General features: G+C 47.3%; 19 protein-coding genes and 1 riboswitch. All 19 genes read left to right on the forward strand.

From position 1 onward, the window contains the following. Positions 1 to 131 precede the first annotated feature (131 nt). Positions 132 to 4,427, forward strand: a complete 4,296-nt coding sequence (locus BR62_RS0115425; RefSeq protein ID WP_032871415.1) for a S8 family peptidase — start codon at positions 132 to 134, stop codon at positions 4,425 to 4,427. Positions 4,428 to 4,642: 215 nt separating this feature from the next. Further along, positions 4,643 to 5,572, forward strand: a complete 930-nt coding sequence (gene spoIIGA / locus BR62_RS0115430; protein WP_032871417.1) for a sigma-E processing peptidase SpoIIGA — start codon at positions 4,643 to 4,645, stop codon at positions 5,570 to 5,572. 57 nt (positions 5,573 to 5,629) lie between these two features. Then, positions 5,630 to 6,349, forward strand: coding sequence for an RNA polymerase sporulation sigma factor SigE (sigE, locus tag BR62_RS0115435; RefSeq protein WP_007409714.1), 720 nt, complete (start codon positions 5,630 to 5,632; stop codon positions 6,347 to 6,349). A 140-nt stretch (positions 6,350 to 6,489) separates the two neighbouring features. Then, positions 6,490 to 7,272, forward strand: coding sequence for an RNA polymerase sporulation sigma factor SigG (gene sigG, locus BR62_RS0115440; protein WP_003154420.1), 783 nt, complete (start codon positions 6,490 to 6,492; stop codon positions 7,270 to 7,272). 128 nt (positions 7,273 to 7,400) lie between these two features. After that, on the forward strand, positions 7,401 to 8,198 hold the full coding sequence (locus BR62_RS0115445; protein ID WP_032871420.1) for an ABC transporter ATP-binding protein: 798 nt from the start codon (positions 7,401 to 7,403) through the stop codon (positions 8,196 to 8,198). Between the two features lie 4 nt (positions 8,199 to 8,202). Continuing rightward, a riboswitch (TPP riboswitch) is annotated at positions 8,203 to 8,307 on the forward strand. 76 nt (positions 8,308 to 8,383) lie between these two features. Next, positions 8,384 to 9,664, forward strand: a complete 1,281-nt coding sequence (locus BR62_RS0115450) for an acetylornithine deacetylase (protein ID WP_025284699.1) — start codon at positions 8,384 to 8,386, stop codon at positions 9,662 to 9,664. Positions 9,665 to 9,724: 60 nt separating this feature from the next. Next, entirely contained in the window at positions 9,725 to 9,976 is a 252-nt protein-coding gene (locus BR62_RS0115455) for a YlmC/YmxH family sporulation protein (protein ID WP_003154415.1), read from the forward strand. A 154-nt stretch (positions 9,977 to 10,130) separates the two neighbouring features. Continuing rightward, on the forward strand, positions 10,131 to 10,967 hold the full coding sequence (gene pgeF, locus BR62_RS0115460) for a peptidoglycan editing factor PgeF (protein WP_032868803.1): 837 nt from the start codon (positions 10,131 to 10,133) through the stop codon (positions 10,965 to 10,967). Positions 10,968 to 10,971: 4 nt separating this feature from the next. After that, positions 10,972 to 11,664 (forward strand): YggS family pyridoxal phosphate-dependent enzyme, encoded by a 693-nt coding sequence (locus BR62_RS0115465; RefSeq protein ID WP_007409718.1) that lies wholly within the window; start codon positions 10,972 to 10,974, stop codon positions 11,662 to 11,664. Then, complete coding sequence (gene sepF / locus BR62_RS0115470) at positions 11,661 to 12,119, forward strand: cell division protein SepF (protein WP_007409719.1); 459 nt, start codon at positions 11,661 to 11,663, stop codon at positions 12,117 to 12,119. Before BR62_RS0115465 ends, sepF begins: the two co-directional genes overlap by 4 nt. Positions 12,120 to 12,125: 6 nt before the next feature. After that, entirely contained in the window at positions 12,126 to 12,404 is a 279-nt protein-coding gene (locus BR62_RS0115475) for a YggT family protein (RefSeq protein ID WP_003154408.1), read from the forward strand. A 61-nt stretch (positions 12,405 to 12,465) separates the two neighbouring features. Beyond that, positions 12,466 to 13,236 (forward strand): YlmH family RNA-binding protein, encoded by a 771-nt coding sequence (locus tag BR62_RS0115480; RefSeq protein WP_007409722.1) that lies wholly within the window; start codon positions 12,466 to 12,468, stop codon positions 13,234 to 13,236. Between the two features lie 94 nt (positions 13,237 to 13,330). Next, complete coding sequence (gene divIVA, locus BR62_RS0115485) at positions 13,331 to 13,825, forward strand: septum site-determining protein DivIVA (protein ID WP_003154406.1); 495 nt, start codon at positions 13,331 to 13,333, stop codon at positions 13,823 to 13,825. Between the two features lie 341 nt (positions 13,826 to 14,166). Next, positions 14,167 to 16,932 carry an isoleucine--tRNA ligase gene (gene ileS, locus BR62_RS0115495; protein WP_032871423.1) on the forward strand — a complete coding sequence of 922 codons (2,766 nt, stop codon included), beginning with the start codon at positions 14,167 to 14,169 and terminating at the stop codon, positions 16,930 to 16,932. A 150-nt stretch (positions 16,933 to 17,082) separates the two neighbouring features. Next, positions 17,083 to 17,454, forward strand: coding sequence for a TraR/DksA family transcriptional regulator (locus BR62_RS0115500; RefSeq protein WP_020955793.1), 372 nt, complete (start codon positions 17,083 to 17,085; stop codon positions 17,452 to 17,454). 101 nt (positions 17,455 to 17,555) lie between these two features. After that, positions 17,556 to 18,017: a signal peptidase II gene (gene lspA, locus BR62_RS0115505; protein WP_003154398.1), complete on the forward strand. Its 462-nt coding sequence runs from the start codon at positions 17,556 to 17,558 to the stop codon at positions 18,015 to 18,017. 1 nt (position 18,018) lies between these two features. Then, positions 18,019 to 18,933: an RluA family pseudouridine synthase gene (locus tag BR62_RS0115510; protein WP_020955794.1), complete on the forward strand. Its 915-nt coding sequence runs from the start codon at positions 18,019 to 18,021 to the stop codon at positions 18,931 to 18,933. A 188-nt stretch (positions 18,934 to 19,121) separates the two neighbouring features. Beyond that, positions 19,122 to 19,667, forward strand: coding sequence for a bifunctional pyrimidine operon transcriptional regulator/uracil phosphoribosyltransferase (gene pyrR, locus BR62_RS0115515; RefSeq protein ID WP_003154392.1), 546 nt, complete (start codon positions 19,122 to 19,124; stop codon positions 19,665 to 19,667). A gap of 154 nt (positions 19,668 to 19,821) precedes the next feature. Continuing rightward, positions 19,822 to 21,132 (forward strand): uracil permease PyrP, encoded by a 1,311-nt coding sequence (gene pyrP / locus BR62_RS0115520; protein ID WP_007409727.1) that lies wholly within the window; start codon positions 19,822 to 19,824, stop codon positions 21,130 to 21,132. The last annotated feature ends 17 nt before the right edge of the window (positions 21,133 to 21,149 follow it).

Below are 21,149 nucleotides of genomic sequence, written 5' to 3' on the forward strand. Positions count from 1 at the left end.
CTACAGAATGCGACAATATCTGGATGGAAGATTGTCTACATTTAACGTACAGCATCGAAATGACAAACGATTCCAATTATGAAGGAGGGATACACATTTTATAGGGCGTTACCAAATAAGGGGGGATACGATTGAAGAAAAAAACAAGAAACAGATGGAAAGGCTCCGTTTTAAGCGCGATTGTCGTCAGTTCCCTGTTGTTTCCGGGTGCAGCCGGAGCGAACAGCACACCGGGGGCAGTTTCTTTCACCAAAGATCTTTCTTCCTCTAAGAGCATTCAGCATAAGATTTCCGATTCAGTCAAGAAGCGTTTTGAAAAAAATGATAAAGTCACGTTTCTTATCAAATTTAAAGAGAAAGCCAATACGAAAAAAGCGGTCAAAGAAGCAGAAAAAAATGCCAAGTCTCAATCGCTTTCCGCAGCAAAAACCGAATATCAAAAGCGGTCAGCCGTCGTTTCTTCTTTAAAACTGGCGGCTCATGATGCGCAGCAGAATCTGAAAACATATTTGGAAAAACAAAAAAAGAAAGGCAAGGCTGATCACATCCATTCCTATTATATTGTCAACGGAATGGCAGTCACTGCTTCGAAAGAGGTAATGGAAAAGGCCGCCTCATTTCCTGAAGTAGAAAAAGTTCTTCCGAATGAAAAACGTCAGCTTACTCAACGACAATCAAAAGCTCCTTTTCAAATGAAGAAAAAACAAAAAGAGATCAAAGCAAAGGAAGGCATCGAATGGAATATCAGCCAAATTGATGCGCCGCAGGCCTGGGCCTCAGGATACGACGGAACCGGCACGGTTGTCGCCTCCATTGATACGGGAGTTCAGTGGGATCATCCGGCGCTTAAAGAAAAATACCGGGGTTACGATCCTGAAAATCCCGCAGCGCCGAATCATGAAATGAACTGGTATGATGCCGTGTCCCATAAAGACGCTCCCTACGATGACCTTGAACACGGCACTCATGTAACAGGGACCATGACGGGTTCAGAACCTGACGGCTCAAATCAAATCGGTGTGGCTCCGGGGGCGAAATGGATCGCAGTAAAAGCATTTTCAGATGACGGAGGAACTGATGCCGATATTTTGGATGCCGGTGAATGGGTGCTCGCGCCTAAAGATAAAAACGGCACGCCCCATCCCGAGATGGCGCCGGATGTTGTCAATAATTCCTGGGCAGGCGGTTCGGGAATGGACGAGTGGTACCGCGATATGGTGAATGCGTGGAGAGCGGCAGGGATTTTTCCGGAATTCTCTGCGGGAAATGAAGACTTATTTACACCGGGAGGACCGGGTTCAATCGCAAACCCGGCCAATTATCCTGAAGCATTTGCGACAGGTGCGACTGACATCGACAAGAAACTCGCTGATTTCTCACTTCAAGGCCCCTCACCGTATCATGAAACAAAACCGGACATTTCGGCTCCGGGAGTGAATATCCGTTCTTCGATTCCTGGAGGAACATACGAAGGCGGCTGGGACGGAACTTCAATGGCCGGGCCGCATGTGGCGGCGACGGCGGCTTTGTTAAGGCAGGCGAACGCCTCTATTACGGTCGATGAAATGGAAGACGTTTTGACGCGCACCGCGGAAAAGCTGACAGATTCCGTTTTTCCGGAATCACCGAATAACGGTTACGGCCACGGTCTCGTTAACGCTTTTGATGCCGTTTCTGCCGTAACGGACGGAATCGGAGGCGTAGAAGGCAAGGTCTCTTCTGCGGGCGAAGATCACAATCCGCCCAGCTTTCACCATGAACCGGTCTCAGCGGCTTACAAAGGGGCAAACCTTCCGTTAACGGTTACAGCAGAAGACGATGTAAGCGTAACTGAAGTCATCCTTTCCTATCAGTTTGATGAAGGAAAGTGGAAAACGACAGCTGCCGTTCAAAAAAGCGGTGATGAAAAAAAGGGAACATACCAGGCGGAGATTCCGGATGTAACGGGAAGCAAGGTAAGTTATAAATGGACCATAAAAGATTTCGGAGGTCATTCTGTAGAATCTGATACGTACCGGGCTGACGTGAAACCGAGCATTACGGCGGGATACAAAGAGGATTTTGAATCACAGCCGGCGGGCTGGTCCAGTTACGGGACACATGACCAATGGGAATGGGGTATCCCGGGTTCAGGGCCCGGCACCGCATTTTCCGGAGATAAAGTGTATGCGACGAATCTGTCCGGCCCTTATGCCGATTCAGCCAACATGAATTTGGTGATGCCTCCGATTCAAGTTCCGGAAACAGGACGGCTGTTTTTGCAATTTAAAAGCTGGCACAAGCTCGAAGAATTTTTTGATTACGGGTATGTGTTCGTTCTTCCGGAAGGAAAATCACATTGGGAGCAGGCGGCCGTTTACAATGGTGACTCCGCAGGATGGAACGATGAAGAGGCAGATTTATCTGCGTATAAAGGCCAAAACATAAAGCTCATGTTTAATATGCAGTCAGACGAAGTACTCAATGAAGACGGATGGTATATCGATGATGTCCGGCTTTCAAGCAGCCCTCTCGGCAAGGCGGCTAAAAAAAGTAAACACAATAGACAAACACCTCCCGGCCACCTGAAGAAAAAAGCAGTCAGTCCGAAACAGGCCAAACCGGCAGTGAAATCACCCGGAAAAAGAGTAAAACGTGAAACAAACCTCCTGCCTCTCAGAGCGCAAATCAGTGTCGCCGAGACGGGGAAATCCGTATATTCCGACCCTGCAAGCGGAAGCTACAGCCTGTCGCATAAGGCGGGAAGCTATACGCTGAAAGCCGAGGCTTACGGATTTAAGTCCGCTTCGAAACAAGTTTCTATTCAATCAGACAAAACCGCACAGGCAGACTTTACACTGGAGCAAATGCCGTCCGGCACGCTAAAAGGAACCATCACCAATCAGTCAACAGGCGAACCGGTAAAAGGGGCTGCGCTTTATGTGGCTGAGGATGCCGCAATTGAACCGGCGGTGACAAACGATAAAGGGGAATATTCGCTTAAGGCGTACGAAGGCTCCTACACAATCAAAGTAGCGGCAAAAGGCTTTTACAATAGCGAATTTTCCGTTGACATCAAAGGAGATGCTGAAAAAAACGTCAAGCTTAAGCCGTATATCGGTTATGAAGGGGAAATTGCATATGATAACGGAACGGAAGAAGCCGCGCTGTCATATTTTAAAGCCGGCAGCAAATCTGCCGTTAAGATGACGCTCAAAGACGGAAAAGAACACGGTATGCTGACGGGAGGCCTTTTTAAATTTTGGGGCGCCGACTGGCCTGATCCGGGCGGTACCGAATTTCAAGCAGAAGTATATGATGCATCCGGCCCTGATGGAGCTCCGGGCAGCAAAATTGCCGGCCCGTTCCAAGCTGAAGCGCTTCGAAACGGCGAATGGACCAAAGTGGATCTCAGCTCAAAAGGAATCGCGGTCGGAAAGGATTTTTATCTTGTGTTCCGCCAGACGAAACCCGATCCTTATACACCTGCCCTGTCATCTGATGACGGCAGTCCGTACTCGAACAGAAACTGGCAATACCTTGACGGCCGCTGGTCAAAAGCCGATAAATCAGACGGAAACTTTATGATCAGGGCTTTGGTCGACTACGAAGCTTCTGTGCCAGAAATAACGTCGCCTGAAGACCGGTCATTTACAAACAAGAAGTCAATCACGGTGAAAGGAACAGCTTCACCAAAAACCGCTGTCCGTCTTACCAATAACGGTAAAACCGCCGCAGAAACGAAAGCAGATGCAGACGGCAATTTCCAGGCCGGCGTCACACTCACTGAAGATGCCAATCGGCTGACGGCGGCATCTGTGACAGACAGCGGGTCAACCGATGAGTCACGCCCTGTCACGGTCATACTGGATGAGGATAAGCCGGATGTGACGATTGACAGTCCGGCAAACGGTGATAAAACAAATAAAGAAGCAGTGACCGTAAAAGGAAAAGTGCACGACACCCATTTAAAATGGGTAAAGGTGAACGGAAAAAAAGCTGAAGTAAATAACGGTTCTTATCAAGCGAGAACTCTTCTGGAAAACGGCAGCAATGAGATCAAGGTCACGGCCTCAGATGAAGCGGGTAACAAAACAACGAAAAAGACGGTAATCGATGTCAATTACAATGCTCCCGTCATTTCCGGATTGGTTCCCGGAGCGGATAAGGAATTAAAAGCCGGAGAATCAGTGAAAATCGCTTTTTCAAGCGGAAAGAAATTAGACGCTTCCTTCGTTATCCGTCTGCCTCTGACAAACGCCCGGGCAGGGAGCCAAAACGCAACAGAGCTTCCGCTGAGAGAAATTTCTCCGGGACGATATGAGGGTTACTGGACGGCGACTTCTTCCATCAAAGCAAGCGGAGCAAAAATTGACGTTATCGCTAGAGATGACTACGGAAATGAAACGAGACAGACGGCTAAAGGAAAACTTTATATCAATGAGTAAAACAGAGCGCTGCCAGATCACGGCAGCGCTTTTTTAGTTGAAGCGGACAATAGGAAAGCAACCCTTTCGGTCCTCGACAAATAAAACGGTTATCCCTTAAAAATTGTACTTTACCCTCAACATTAATTGACAGACTTTCCCACAGAGCTTGCTTTATACTTATGAAACAAGAGAGAGAAACAGATAAGTAAGACAAAAGAGGAAAGGGGTCAGATGTGAAAATCTATCTGGATGTCATTTGGCTGTTGAACTTTTGTTTTGATTCTCTTTTGCTTTTATTGACCGCCTTTATTTTAAAACGCCAGGTAAAAAAAAGAAGAGTGGCCGCCGGCGGTTTCATCGGGTCAGCCATTGTGCTTCTGATGTTTACGCCTGTTTCTCCCTTTGTGGAGCATCCGGCGGGAAAAATGGCGTTTTCAGTAGTCATCGTGCTTGCGGCTTTTGGCTTTAAACGGTTCCGATACTTTTTTCAAAATTTGTTCGCCTTTTATTTCGCGACTTTTCTCGTCGGCGGGGGAATGATCGGCGTACATTCCCTGCTGCAGACAGAATCAATTGTGCAGCAAGGCGTAATGGTCACAAGCCAGACCGGATTCGGCGACCCGATCAGCTGGATGTTTGTAGTTATCGGATTTCCGGCCATATGGTTTTTTTCGAAAAAGAGAATTGAAGACATCGAGACGAAGTCCATTCAGTACGATGAACTTGTCATGGTGCAGGCGGAATTCAGCGGACAGACAATCCGCGCGAATGGATTGGTGGATTCCGGGAATCAGCTGTATGATCCGCTGACGAAAACGCCGGTCATGATCCTTTGCATTGACAAATTCGCTCCGATTCTCAGCGAAAAGGAAACGGCCCTCATCAAATCCGCCAGTCCGCTTGAAGTGATAGAGCAGCTTGATGATTCGTTCCGCCATGCGGATAAGCTGAGGCTGATTCCGTACAGGGGAGTCGGCCAGGACAATCAATTTTTACTCTGTTTAAAGCCGGATTACGTCACGATTTTAACAAAAGACGAAATGATCGCTTGTGAAAAATGCCTGATCGGCATCAGCACGAAACCATTATCCGCAGACGGTGAATTTGACGGAATCGTTCATCCGAAGATGCTGACAGGGAAGGCTGTAAAACATGTTTCCTGACGAAAAGTCTGTTATTCATCATACTCAAAACGCGTTGTATTTAGAAGGGGGAGGAAGATGAAAAAACTTAAGCTGCGTCTGACATATTTGTGGTATAAATGGCTGATGAAACTCGGACTGAAAAGCGATGAAGTGTATTACATAGGAGGAAGCGAGGCGCTGCCGCCGCCTTTGTCTAAAGAAGAGGAGCAGGTGCTCTTATTAAAGCTGCCGAGCGGGGATCAGGCGGCGCGGGCCATTCTGATTGAGAGAAACTTACGTCTTGTCGTTTACATTGCCCGCAAATTCGAAAATACCGGCATCAATATCGAGGACTTAATCAGCATCGGCACCATCGGTTTGATCAAAGCGGTAAACACTTTTAATCCGGAAAAGAAAATCAAACTCGCCACCTACGCGTCGCGATGTATCGAAAACGAAATTTTAATGTACTTGCGCCGAAACAACAAAATCCGTTCAGAGGTGTCCTTTGATGAACCGCTGAATATTGATTGGGACGGAAACGAGCTGCTGCTTTCGGATGTGCTCGGCACAGATGATGATATTATTACAAAAGACATTGAAGCCAATGTGGATAAAAAACTTTTGAAAAAAGCGCTTGAGCAATTAAACGAAAGAGAAAAGCAGATTATGGAACTGCGTTTCGGGCTTGTCGGAGAAGAAGAAAAAACTCAAAAAGATGTAGCCGACATGATGGGGATTTCACAATCTTATATCTCCCGGCTCGAAAAGCGGATTATCAAAAGACTGAGAAAAGAGTTTAACAAAATGGTGTAAAATTTTTTCCAACTGACAGCCCTTACTGCTGCAAGGATTGCCGCAGCCGGATGTTTATTTCTGTAAAATGGCGGTGCATATTTTTCCCACCCGAGGAGATACTTAACGTTGTACAGCAGCTCCTAGTGGGAGGGAAAAACGTGTCAAGAAATAAAGTCGAAATTTGCGGGGTGGATACCTCCAAATTACCGGTGCTCAAGAATGAAGAGATGAGAAAGCTGTTTAGGCAATTACAGGATGAGGGCGATGATTCAGCGAGGGAAAAGCTTGTAAACGGCAATCTGCGCCTTGTCTTAAGCGTCATTCAGAGGTTTAACAACAGAGGAGAGTATGTTGATGACTTATTTCAGGTCGGCTGCATCGGACTAATGAAATCCATTGATAATTTTGACCTAAGCCATAATGTTAAGTTTTCAACATACGCTGTACCGATGATCATCGGAGAAATCCGCAGATATTTGCGGGATAATAATCCGATCCGCGTCTCGAGGTCGCTTCGCGATATCGCATATAAAGCGCTTCAAGTAAGAGAGCGGTTAATCAGTGAGACAAGCAGGGAGCCGACAGCAGAGGAAATCGCCAAAGTTCTTGAAGTGCCCCATGAAGAAATTGTGTTTGCCCTTGACGCCATCCAGGATCCGGTTTCACTGTTTGAGCCGATTTATAATGACGGCGGCGATCCGATTTACGTGATGGACCAGATCAGCGATGAGCGCAATAAGGATACACAATGGATTGAGGAGCTGGCTCTGAAAGAAGGCATGAGAAGACTGAACGAACGGGAAAAAATGATTTTGCGAAAGCGCTTTTTCCAAGGGAAAACCCAAATGGAAGTCGCTGAAGAAATCGGCATATCCCAAGCTCAGGTCTCAAGGCTTGAAAAAGCAGCCATTAAACAAATGAATAAGAATATCCATCAATAACGGAAAAAGCCTTTAAACCTTGTTTAAAGGCTTTTTTCATGCGATGGTTTACGTTTGCAAAAAAGTGATGTATTCTAATGTGTAAAAGTTTTTAGAAAATTTAAACAAAGCAAACGGAGGAAACTTCAATGATTTTACAGCTGGACAGTGTGTCATTAAATAGAAACGGGAAATGGATTTTGAAAGATATTAACTGGCGCGTCGAGAAAAACGAAAATTGGGTGCTGTACGGATTAAACGGAGCCGGAAAAACGGCTTTGCTGAATATGTTATGCTCTTATTACTTCCCCACTTCAGGAGAGATGCAGGTGCTCGGCCATCAATTCGGCAAAACAGAGCTCGGTGACAGGCTCAGAAGGAAAATCGGCCTTGTTTCGGCAGGTCTTCAGCACAAATTATATGCCGCGGACTCCGCTTTTGAAATCGCCCTCAGCGGCGCGTACGCCTCAATCGGGCTGTACGAAACTCCGAGTGAGCAGGTAAGGGAAAAAGCGATCGGTCTTCTGAAGGATTTGGGCGCCATCGGTTACGCCGACAGACGGTATGAAACATTATCACAAGGGGAAAGACAAAGAGCGCTGATTGCGCGGGCGCTTATGGCTGATCCGGAACTGCTGATTCTGGACGAACCCGTGACGGGTCTTGATTTTATGGCAAGGGAGCAGCTGCTGGACACGATTACGTCGATCGCCGAAAAAGAAAATGCGCCGTCCATCCTTTATGTCACCCATCACGCTGAAGAAATTCTGCCGGTATTTGATCAGGCGCTGCTTTTAAAACAGGGCGAGGTGTTCGCCTCCGGGAAAATCAGGGACATGCTTTCTGACGAGCGGCTTACAGCGTTTTTCGATATGCCTGTTAATGTCTTATGGAACAATGGCCGCCCGTTTTTAACCCGTGCAAAAGAGGCATCATCCGTAAAATAACATAAATTCACCCTGGGGGTGCTGCCATGCGGCTGAGAGAGACGTTGTCTCAACCCTTAAAGGACCTGATCCGGATCATGCCGGCGGAGGGAAGCGGTGAAAAAAGCGGAGGAAGATCCGTTTTTTACCCGTTTCATTTCATGAATGAAACGGGTTTTTTGATACAGCCAAAGGGGAGATTTCCAATGCATCAGATTGATATGCTGTTACACCAGGCGGAGAAACGGCGGCACGACTTCATACATATTGCTGAAAGACTGATAGCCTTTCCGACTCCGGCCCCGCCAGCAAGAAATACGGCAGAAGCCCAAAAGTGGGTGGCCGGATTTTTAAAAGAAACGGGCTGCTCGGTCGATATGTGGGATGTGTATCCGGAAGATCCGAATGTAGTCGGTGTTTTAAAAGGGACAGATTCAAGCAGGCATCAAAGCCTGATTTTAAACGGACACATTGATGTGGCAGAAGCCGGGGGCGAAGACTGGCACTCTGACCCGTTTCAGCCGCACGTAAAAGATGGCATGCTGATCGGAAGGGGCGCCGCTGATATGAAAGGGGGTTTGGCGTGTGTTCTTTTCTCTCTGAAGCTGATCCATGATGCCGGCATTAAGCTTCCGGGCGACCTCATTGTACAGTCTGTAATCGGAGAAGAAGTCGGTGAGGCGGGGACGCTGGAATGCTGTAAACGCGGCTATCACGCGGATTTTGCCGTTGTCGCGGATACGAGCAGCCTGCATATTCAAGGGCAGGGCGGAGTCATCACCGGCTGGATAGAATTGAAAAGCAAACAAACATTTCATGACGGCATGAGGCGCAATATGATTCATGCGGGCGGAGGCACATTCGGAGCGAGCGCCATCGAAAAAATGGCGAAAATCATCACTGCCTTGGGAGAGCTGGAGCGCCACTGGGCGGTAACGAAAAGCTATCCCGGTTTTGCGCCCGGCACCAATACGATCAACCCTGCCGTCATTGAAGGCGGAAGACACGCAGCGTTTGTTGCCGATGAATGCCGGTTATGGATCACCGTCCACTTTTATCCGAACGAAACGCACGAACAAGCAGCCGCAGAAATCGAAGACTATATTAATCGTGTCGCTGACAGTGATCTGTGGCTCAAAGAAAACAGGCCGGTGTTCAAATGGGGCGGATCTTCGATGATTGAAGACAGAGGAGAGGTGTTCCCGGCGCTGGAAATCGACCCGGATCATCCGGCAGTTTCTGTCTTGGCTGCATCACACTCAGCCGTCAGAAAACAGGAGCCCGTCATTGATGTTTCCCAAACCGTAACTGACGGAGGGTGGCTTTATCATGCCGGGATTCCGAGCGTCATATACGGTCCCGGCGATTTAAAAAACGCCCACTCCGTAAACGAGGAAGTGTCCGTTGATGAGCTTATGGACTATACGAAAATTATGCTGAGATTTATCCTCGGCTGGTGCAGCCGCAAAAAAGATTGCCCGATGTGACAAGGTTCAGCCCGGCCGTTCATATAATAGGAAAAAGAACGGGCAAAGGGCGTGATACGGATGATCAGCATATCTGAATTTCAAATAAAAGATGTGGTAAACGTGTCGAACGGAAAAAAACTCGGAAGCATCGGTGATATTGATATTAACGTGACAACGGGAAAAATTCAGGCGATTATTTTAGGTGGCAGCGGAAAAGTTCTCGGTTTTTTCGGAAAAGAAGAGGAAATGATCATTCCTTGGCGAAATATAGTTAAAATTGGGGAAGATGTCATCTTAGTGCGTGTAAACGAACCAAAGGGGGGAGCGTAATCCTCCCTTTACTTGTAAAAAGCCGGAAATCTCAATGTTTCCGGCACATTTATTTATCTCATTTTTCAATCAGCCGCTAAACGTATGCTTAAAATTGTGTTAAAATGAGTGGGAAATTACGCTTTTTTAATGTTTGTCGAAAGGTTGGATCTCCATGAATACATATCACCCGTTTAGTCTTACCACCCCCTCGGCACTCATGATAGAAGACTGGAACTGTGTGAATCAGCTTAACACAAAGGTCATCGCCGGATTCACAACGAAAAACGGCGGGGTCAGCAATCCTCCGTATGAGTCATTAAATACCGGATTGCACGTCCGGGACGAAGCTCATGATGTTGTGACAAACCGTGAAGTCATAGCGTCCTTATGCGGTACTGATCTGGATTCCTGGGTGTTCGCCGACCAGACACATGAAAACCGCGTCCGGCGCGTGACAGCCGGGGATAAAGGAAAAGGAGCGAGAGACTATTCTTCCGCATTCCGCGGGACGGACGGGCTCTACACGAAAGATGCGAATCTTTTTTTGGCCCTTTGTTTTGCGGACTGTGTGCCCTTGTATTTTTATGACCCGGTGAAATCCATTATCGGCGCTGCCCATGCCGGATGGAAGGGGACGGTCAAACAAATCGGACGCATCATGACGGAACGCTGGGTAAACGAAGAAGGCTCCCGTTTAACAGATATTCAGGCTGTCATCGGTCCGTCCATCAGCGCGGGAAGCTATACAGTCGACGACCGCGTCATCAATGAAGTGCGGGCGCTGCCTTTTACGGCTGAATCCGCCATATGCGAAACGGAAAAAGGCCAGTATCAGCTTGATTTAAAAGAGGTCAACCGTCTTCTTCTGATACATTGCGGCATTCCGGAAGAAAACATTTCAGTCAGCGGTTTATGCACCGAACGAGAGCATGAACTATTCTTTTCACACCGCCGCGACAAAGGGAAAACGGGACGCATGATGTCCTTTATCGGAATGAAGGAGGCGTAAGATCTTGCGTGTTGCTGATCAATTACGACATATAAACGAAAGAATAAACGAAGCATGTAACAGATCGGGCCGAAGCCCCGAAGATGTTACCGTCATCGCGGTTACAAAATACGTATCAGCCGAAAGGGCTCAAGAGGCCGTTGATGCCGGTATTACAAGTCTGGGAGAAAACCGGGATGCCGAGCTTATCCATAAGCAGGAAGTCATCAAAGGCAGCCCGGAGTGGCACTTTATCGGCAGTCTTCAGTCCAGAAAGGTGAAGGCCGTCGTTGACCGTGTATCTTATATTCATTCCTTAGACAGACTGTCATTGGCAAAAGAGATTGAAAAACGGGCGCAGCATGCGGTTCGCTGTTTTGTGCAGGTGAATACTTCGCTTGAGCCGTCTAAGCACGGTTTGAAAACAGAGGAGGTCATCCCCTTTATCAGAGAGCTTTCTGAGTTTAGAAACATTTCTGTAGAGGGCCTGATGACGATGGCTCCCCTGACAGACGATACAGAAACGATCAGAGCCTGCTTCCGGCAATTGCGTGATCTGAGGGATCAGGTGCAAAAACTGCATCAGACAAACGCACCGTGCCGGGAACTGTCAATGGGCATGTCAAATGATTATGAAATCGCTGTTGAAGAGGGCGCAACTTTTATCAGAATCGGCTCTTCATTAGTCGGAAATGAACCGGGGGGTGTAAACAAATGAGCATGAAAAATAAACTGAAAAACTTTTTCTCAATGGATGAGGAGGAGTACGAGTACGAATACATTGAAACGGAGCAGGATCATCCGGAAGAGCATGAACAGCAGAAAGATAAACAGCCTGCTTACGCTCAGAAGCCGCAGGGCAAGCAGAACGTAGTAAGCTTGCAAAGTGTTCAGAAATCCTCTAAAGTGGTGTTGAGTGAACCGCGTGTATATGCGGAAGCGCAGGAAATCGCCGATCATTTAAAGAACAGGCGGGCGGTTGTCGTCAATCTGCAGCGCATCCAGCATGATCAGGCGAAAAGAATCGTCGACTTTTTAAGCGGTACCGTCTACGCCATCGGCGGCGACATTCAGAGAATCGGTTCAGATATTTTTCTGTGCACGCCTGATAATGTCGACGTTTCCGGTACGATTTCGGAGCTTATAAATGAAGACGAACATCAGAGGTGGTAAAGCAGGATGATTCTTTATCAAATTTTTTCCGTTCTGAGTTATTTAATTTACATCTACTCGTTTGCCCTGATCATCTATATCTTTATGTCATGGGTGCCGAGTACGAGAGAAACGGCGGTCGGACGGTTTCTCGCAGCGATTTGCGAACCGTATTTAGAGCCGTTCAGAAGGATCATTCCGCCCATTGCCATGCTGGATATATCCCCGATTGTAGCGATTATCGTGCTTCGGTTTGCCACGACGGGACTTTGGGGCCTATACCGCATGATCGCAATGTATACTTGAATGCGACAGTTTGATACGGGCTTGGCACCAGCCAAGCCTCTTTACATAGAAAGGAAAGAACATGAGCGATATTTACCAGCACTTCAGACAAGACGAGCGGCCTTTTATTGATCAGGCGCTTGAATGGAAACAGATTGTCCTGGACCAGTATCGGATGAAGCTGACTGATTTCTTAGATCCCAGAGAACAGGTGATTGTAAAAGCCGTTATCGGCGACGCCTGCGGTCTTGCGTTTTTCGGAGGATATGACAGAGCTGAGCGCAAGCGCGCGATTTTATACCCTGAATATATGGAACCTGAACAGGATGATTTTGAGCTTCGGGCTTTTGACGTTCAATACGCTGAAAAATTCGTCAGCATTGACCACCGCTCTCTTCTCGGATCATTAATGGGGATCGGCTTAAAGCGGCAGAAATACGGCGATCTGATTTTTTCAGAGGAAGCCGTGCAGCTGATCGTCTCCGGTGAAATCGCCGATTTTGTCAGCACTCAGCTGACCAAGGCGGGCAAAGCGCCGGTAAAGCTTGAGAAAATCGAGCTTTCCGCTCTTCACATTCCCGCTTCAGATGTCGAAATAAGGGATGACACGGTTTCTTCATTGCGTCTCGACGCCGTCTGCGCTTCAATGAGCAGGCAATCCCGGCAGAAAGCGCAGGCGCTTGTGAAAAACGGGCTCGTTAAGGTGAATTGGAAAGCCATTGAAGATCCGTCTTATCAGGTTGCTGAAGGGGACATGCTCTCGATTCGCGGCTTCGGACGATGCAGTTTGGCAAAAGTTGACGGAAAAACGAAAAAAGACAAATGGAAAGTTACATTTGAACGGCAAAAATGAGTCGTTTTTTCAGTTTTTTTCTCCATCTGTGCCGTATTTGTTTTATAATGTGAACTAGATAACCGTACTGAAATGTAAAAATGGAGGTGGCAATATGCCATTAACGCCGAATGATATCCATAACAAAACGTTTACAAAAGGTTTTCGCGGATATGATGAAGATGAAGTAAATGAATTTTTAATGCAGGTCAGAAAAGATTATGAAATCGCACTCCGTAAAAAAACGGAGCTTGAGGCGAAAGTGAACGAGCTGGACGAAAAAATCGGCCACTTTGCCAATATCGAAGAAACGCTGAATAAATCAATTCTCGTAGCTCAGGAAGCCGCAGAAGACGTAAAGCGCAACTCGCAGAAAGAAGCGAAGCTGATCGTCCGTGAAGCAGAAAAAAATGCTGATCGCATCATCAATGAGTCGCTTTCCAAATCAAGAAAAATCGCAATGGAAATTGAAGAGCTGAAAAAACAGTCTAAAGTCTTCAGAACACGTTTCCAAATGCTGATTGAAGCGCAGCTCGACCTGCTGAAGAACGATGATTGGGATCATCTGCTGGAATACGAAGTCGACGCGGTATTTGAGGAAAAAGAATAATTTTCTGATTTTCTTGACATTCTCCGGCCCGTTCGAATATAATACGTTCATAAATTCAGATGAAAAGACGATTGAAAGGGACCGGCATGACTCAAAACAGGCTATAAAGCGACCCGGGGAAGGTGAAAGCCCGGGATGGCCGGAATCATGCAGATCAGCCCTTTAGTTTCCTTTCTGAACCGAGAGTAGGATAGGACGTTCCATCACGTTACGATGTTCGAGAGGAAAAGACGGATGATCCGTTTTTTCTAAAAGGGTGGTACCGCGAGATAAGCTTTCTCGTCCCTTATGGGATGAGAGGGCTTTTTTTATTTTCTGAAAAATGTTGTGGAGGAATGAAAATGGATTACAAAGATACGCTGTTAATGCCGAAAACAGATTTTCCGATGCGCGGAAATCTGCCGAATCGTGAGCCGGACATGCAAAAAGACTGGGAGGAGCAGGACATTTACCGTCTTGTTCAAGAACGGACGAAAGACCGCCCGAAATTCGTGCTGCATGACGGACCTCCTTATGCAAACGGAGACATCCACATGGGCCATGCCCTGAACAAAATCCTGAAAGACTTCATCGTCCGCTATAAATCAATGAGCGGCTACAACGCACCGTACGTGCCGGGCTGGGATACGCACGGACTGCCGATTGAAACGGCGCTGACGAAAAACAAAAAAGTAAACCGGAAAGAAATGTCAGTAGCAGAATTCCGCAAACTATGTGAAGAGTACGCTTGGAAGCAAATCGAGGGACAGCGTGAGCAATTCAAACGTCTTGGTGTCCGCGGTGACTGGGAAAACCCATACGTGACATTAAAACCGGAATACGAAGCGCAGCAAATCCGCGTATTTGGTGAAATGGCAAAACGAGGCTACATTTACAAAGGCCTTAAACCGGTTAACTGGTCACCTTCAAGTGAGTCTGCTCTGGCTGAAGCCGAGATCGAATATCAAGACAAACGTTCAGCATCTATTTACGTCGCTTTTGGTGTAAAAGACGGAAAAGGCGTTCTTGAAAACGGCGAGCGCATCATCATTTGGACAACAACGCCTTGGACAATTCCGGCGAACCTCGGAATCTCAGTGCACCCTGATCTTGAGTACAGCGTGATTGCAGTAGGTGAAGACCGCTTTGTCGTAGCAAGTGCCTTAGTCGAAAGTGTTGCATCAGCATGCGGATTTGATCAGTATGAAGTGACAAGAACGGTCAAAGGAAAAAACCTTGAGAACATTATCGCTGAACACCCGCTATATGGCAGAGACTCTCTCGTTATGCTTGGTGAACACGTAACAACTGATGCCGGAACAGGCTGTGTTCATACAGCGCCAGGACATGGGGAAGATGACTTTATCATTGGCCAAAAATACGGTTTAGATGTGCTTTGCCCGGTCGATGAAAAAGGTGTAATGACAAGCGAAGCTCCTGGGTTTGAAGGCATGTTCTATGATGATGCAAACAAAGCGATCACACAGCAGCTCGATGAAAAAGGCGCACTTGTGAAGCTTGAATTCATTACTCACTCTTATCCGCATGATTGGAGAACAAAAAAACCAACCATTTTCAGAGCGACAGCGCAATGGTTTGCGTCTATTAAAGATTTCAGATCAGACCTGCTGGATGCCATTAAAGAAACCAAATGGGTTCCTGAATGGGGTGAGCAGCGTTTGCACAACATGGTTCGGGACCGCGGAGACTGGTGTATTTCCAGACAGCGTGCGTGGGGTGTGCCGATTCCGGTATTTTACGCTGAAAACGGAGAACCGATTATTACAGATGAAACCATTGAACATGTTTCTGAATTGTTCAGACAGCACGGATCAAACATTTGGTTTGAAAAAGAAGCAAAGGATCTTCTTCCGGAAGGCTTTACGCATCCTGGCAGCCCGAACGGCACATTTACAAAAGAACAGGATATCATGGATGTTTGGTTTGATTCAGGCTCTTCACATCAAGCAGTGCTTGAAGAACGTGATGACCTCGTTCGCCCGGCTGATTTATACCTAGAGGGATCTGACCAATATCGCGGCTGGTTTAACTCTTCTCTTTCTACAGCAGTAGCCGTAACAGGAAAAGCGCCGTATAAAGGTGTGCTCAGCCATGGGTTCGCACTGGATGGAGAAGGACGCAAGATGAGTAAATCAATCGGTAACGTTGTTGTTCCGGCTAAAGTCATGAAACAGCTTGGTGCCGACATCTTAAGATTATGGGTATCGTCAGTGGATTATCAGGCGGACGTTCGCGTGTCTGACGCCATTCTGAAGCAGGTCGCGGAAGTATACCGGAAAGTCCGCAACACGTTCCGCTTCCTTCACGGCAACCTGTTCGATTTCAATCCAAGCGTCAATGCCGTTGATGTAAAAGATCTCCGCGAAGTGGATCAATATATGCTGATCAAGCTGAATAAGCTGATCGATAAGGTGAAAAAAGCGTACGATGAATATGAATTTGCGGTTGTTTATCACAGCATTCACAATTTCTGTACGATCGAGCTCAGCTCCTTCTATCTTGATTTTGCAAAAGATGTTGTGTACATCGAGCATGCGGATCATCCGGACCGCCGCAGCATGCAGACCGTCTTCTATGAAACGCTGCTGGCGTTAGTGAAGCTGACGGCGCCGATTCTCCCGCATACGGCGGATGAAATGTGGTCTCACTTATCATTTGTTGAAGAAGCGAGCGTGCAGCTGACAGATATGCCGGAAACCATCGCTGTTCCGGACAGTCAAGCGACAGAAGAAAAGTTCGACCGCTTCATGGAGCTTCGAAACGACGTGCTGAAAGCTTTGGAAACAGCCCGTAACGAAAAAATTATCGGAAGATCATTGGAAGCGAGCCTGACTTTGTATCCGAACAAAGAAAACCGCGACCTCTTGTCATCCATTAAAGAAAATATCGCGCAGCTGTTTATCGTCTCAGAACTGACAGTAAGAGACGAAAGTGAAGCACCGGAAAACGCGCAAAGCTTCACAACAGGAAAAATGACCGTAGAAAAAGCGGAAGGCCAGATGTGTGAGCGTTCCCGCGTAATTTCTAAAGATGTCGGAGCCAATCCGAAATATCCGACATTATCACTGCGCAATGCGGAAATCGTTGAAAAATATTATCAAAAATAATGAATGAGAAAGCGCCCGGTGACAGCCGGGCGCTTTTTTTACATGCCACTAATGTCATCGATTAGAACGACAGGAAAAATCTTATGGGCTTCAAATGGCGCCCTGGGGGCAACAATAAAGCTATAACATCAAGAGCAGGAGTTGTGATGAATGAATGATCAACTGACCGCAATCCACACGGAGCTTCTCATGATGAAAGAAGAACTTCAATCAAGATTATTCGAATATTCTTGCTTTCAAATGTCAGCATCTGTTGAACCTTCAATGAACGACCAAGAAGCAACTCTGATCTATCATGTAAAAGAAGAACTTCAGGACGTTCTTCTTGCCCTGTCTAAGTTTGAAAACAATACGTACGGTTATTGTGAAAAAACAGGCGACCCCATTCCGATTGAAAAACTTGCGGTGTTGCCGACGGCCAGAACCGCTGATGATTTTTATTATCCCGCTCAATTTGAAAAGAAAACCCTTCCATATTGGGAACCCGGAGATTATGCATATGATCAGGCGCTGTATGAATGACAGCGTCTGTTTGCATGCGCTTATGATCTGCCTTTACTCTGGCATCTTTTACTGATAAAATTCATAAAGGATAAAAGTAACTGTATACTGGAGGAACGTGTGTGCTTTATTATCTTATCGCTCTTTTTATTATTATTGCCGACCAATTGACCAAATGGCTTGTCGTCAGCCATATGGAATTGGGACAAAGCATACCTGTCATCGATCAGGTGCTTTATATCACATCTCATCGCAACACGGGAGCGGCGTGGGGGATTTTAGCCGGCCAAATGTGGTTTTTCTACGTCATTACCATCGCCGTGATTATCGGAATCGTTTATTACATACAGCGTTATGCAAAAGGGCAGATGTTACTCGGAATTTCTCTCGGCTTAATGCTGGGCGGTGCGGCCGGAAACTTTATTGACCGGGCGGCGCGCCAGGAAGTGGTGGATTTTATTCATGTCATTATCGTGGATTATCACTATCCGATTTTTAATATCGCGGACTCCTCACTGTGCGTCGGTGTAATACTTTTATTTATTCATATGCTGTTTGACAGCGGGAAAAAGAAGGAGCAATAACATGAATCAATTTGAGATAACCGTTCAGCCTGAACAAAAGAGCGAACGGATTGATAAATTTTTGGCTTCAACGGGAGAAAACTGGTCACGCACTCAAGTGCAGCAATGGGTAAAAGAGGGATTGGTATCCGTTAACGGCAAATCCGTAAAAGCGAACTACAAAATGCAGCCCGGCGATCAGGTAAACGTCACCATTCCTGAACCGGAAGAATTGGACGTGCTTGCAGAGCCGATGGATTTGGACATTTACTATGAGGATCAGGACGTCTTGGTTGTGAACAAACCGCGGGGCATGGTTGTACACCCGGCGCCCGGCCATGTGACAGGGACGCTTGTAAACGGACTGATGGCTCACTGCAACGACCTTTCCGGCATTAACGGCGTCATGCGCCCGGGAATCGTCCACCGGATTGATAAAGATACTTCCGGTCTGTTAATGGTCGCTAAAAACGATATGGCGCATGAATCACTTGTTAATCAGCTCGTCAATAAAACCGTGACCAGAAAGTACAAAGCGGTTGTCCACGGGGTGATTTCACATGATGACGGAACGATTGACGCTCCGATCGGGAGAGATAAAAAAGACCGTCAAAGCATGACCGTAACAAGAGAAAGCAGCAAAAACGCCGTCACGCATTTCCACGTGCTTGAGCGTTTTCAAGATTTCACGCTCGTAGAGTGCCGTCTTGAGACCGGAAGAACGCATCAGATCCGTGTTCATATGAAATATATCGGGTTTCCTTTGGCAGGCGATCCGAAGTACGGACCGAGAAAAACCATTGATTTCAATGGTCAGGCGCTTCATGCCGGAATATTAGGTTTTGATCATCCGCGGACGGGAGAATACATGGAGTTTGAAGCGCCCCTTCCTGAAGATATGAAAAAACTCATTGAAGATTTAAGAAATAGCCATTGACAGCGACTTTCTTTTCTGAAATAATAAAAACAAGCTGAATAGATTCTTTAACACAGTCCAGAGAGGCTGAGAAGGATAACGGATAGGACAGAAGAGATACACGTGTGTCTTCGTCCTGGAAAGGAACCCCTCTATGCTCTGGCAGGAGGGGTTTTTTCTTCTTATATACGAATGGAGAGGTGTCACGAGTGAATCAAAAAGCTGTTATTCTCGACGAACAGGCGATCAGGCGGGCGCTGACAAGGATAGCTCATGAAATGATCGAACGGAATAAAGGAATGAATGACTGCATTCTTGTAGGGATTAAAACAAGAGGCATTTATTTAGCGAAGCGGCTGGCCGAGCGGATCGAACAGATTGAAGGGAATCCGGTCACCGTCGGGGAAATCGATATCACCCTTTACCGTGACGACCTCACGAAAAAAACGAGCAATGAAGAGCCGCTTGTAAAAGGCGCGGACATTCCGGCCGATATTACAGACCAAAAGGTCATTGTGGTTGATGATGTGCTTTATACCGGCCGGACGGTGAGAGCGGCGATGGATGCCCTCGTTGATGTCGGACGGCCGTCATCGATACAGCTTGCCGTGCTTGTCGACAGAGGGCACCGGGAGCTGCCGATCAGAGCGGACTATATCGGGAAAAACATTCCGACCTCAAAAGCTGAAAAAGTGATGGTTCAGCTGAGCGAAGTTGATCAGACTGATATGGTCGCCATTTACGAAAATGAATAATCACCCTTTTTAAATGCATTCCAGAGAGTTTGCAAAGAGGATTTTAAAACACAAAGCCGGGCGGATCGACGCGGCCGGGTTTTGTATGCCTCTTTGCGCAAAAAGCAAAGAGGTTTTTTTATACCATTTGAAAGTCAACCGGGAGGAAAACGCCATGAGTAAGAAAAAAGTAAACCTGGGAGTCAGGGACGTCCCCAATCCATTGTCTTGGCTGTCATTCAGCCTGCAGCATTTATTCGCCATGTTCGGTTCAACCATACTCGTGCCGAAACTGGTCGGAATGAGCCCGGCAGTGGCACTTGTCACGAGCGGAATCGGGACACTCGCCTATCTCTTGGTGACAAAAGGCCAGATTCCCGCTTATCTCGGCTCATCATTCGCCTTTATATCACCGATTATCTTGGTGAAGGCGACGGGAGGGCCGGGGGCTGCCATGGTCGGCGCTTTCCTGGCGGGAATTGTGTACGGCCTGATCGCACTGCTCATCAGGCAGCTTGGAACGGGGTGGCTGATGAAGCTGCTGCCCCCGGTGGTCGTCGGGCCGGTCATCATCGTCATCGGCCTCGGACTGGCAAGCACAGCCGTCAATATGGCAATGTATGCCGATCCGAATGCGAAGGAACTCGTCTACAGCCTGAAACATTTCAGTGTAGCCGGCGTCACTTTGGCCATCACCATTATCTGCGCCATCTTTTTACGGGGATTTTTAAGCCTGATTCCGGTATTGATCGGCATTATAGGCGGCTATCTGTTTGCGCTGACACAGGGCATCGTCAATTTTCAGCCGGTCATTGATGCAAAGTGGTTCGCCGTTCCTGAATTTATCATCCCTTTCAAAGACTATACGCCGTCAGTGACATTGGGCATTGCGGCTGCGATGGTGCCGGTCGCTTTCGTGACGATGTCAGAACATATCGGCCACCAAATGGTGCTGAGTAAAGTCGTCGGACAGGATTTCATTAAAAAGCCGGGACTGCACCGCTCCATAATGGGGGACAGTGTTGCGACGATCATCGCTTCGTTAATCGGCGGCCCGCCGACGACGACATACGGCGAGAACATCGGAGTCCTGGCAATTACGAGAGTTTTCAGCGTCTTTGTCATCGGCGGCGCGGGTGTGATTGCGCTGTGCTTCGGGTTTATCGGAAAAGTATCAGCGCTGATCAGCTCTGTTCCGTCCGCGGTTATGGGAGGCGTTTCCTTCCTGCTCTTCGGAATTATCGCCTCCAGCGGTTTAAGAATGCTGATTGACAACAACATTGATTATGAAAACAAGAGAAATTTGATTATCACATCCGTCATCCTCGTGATCGGCGTCGGAGGGGCTTTTATTCAAGTATCAAAAGGCGGGTTCCAAATATCCGGCATGGCGCTTGCGGCAATCGTCGGAGTCATCCTGAACCTCATCCTGCCGCATGCAAATGAAGAAGACGCGATTGCATCAGAAAAACAAAATCATATGTAAAACCTTTTAAAGAAAGT

It is taken from the genome of Bacillus sp. UNC69MF, assembly GCF_000746035.1.
Lineage (GTDB): Bacteria > Bacillota > Bacilli > Bacillales > Bacillaceae > Bacillus > Bacillus velezensis.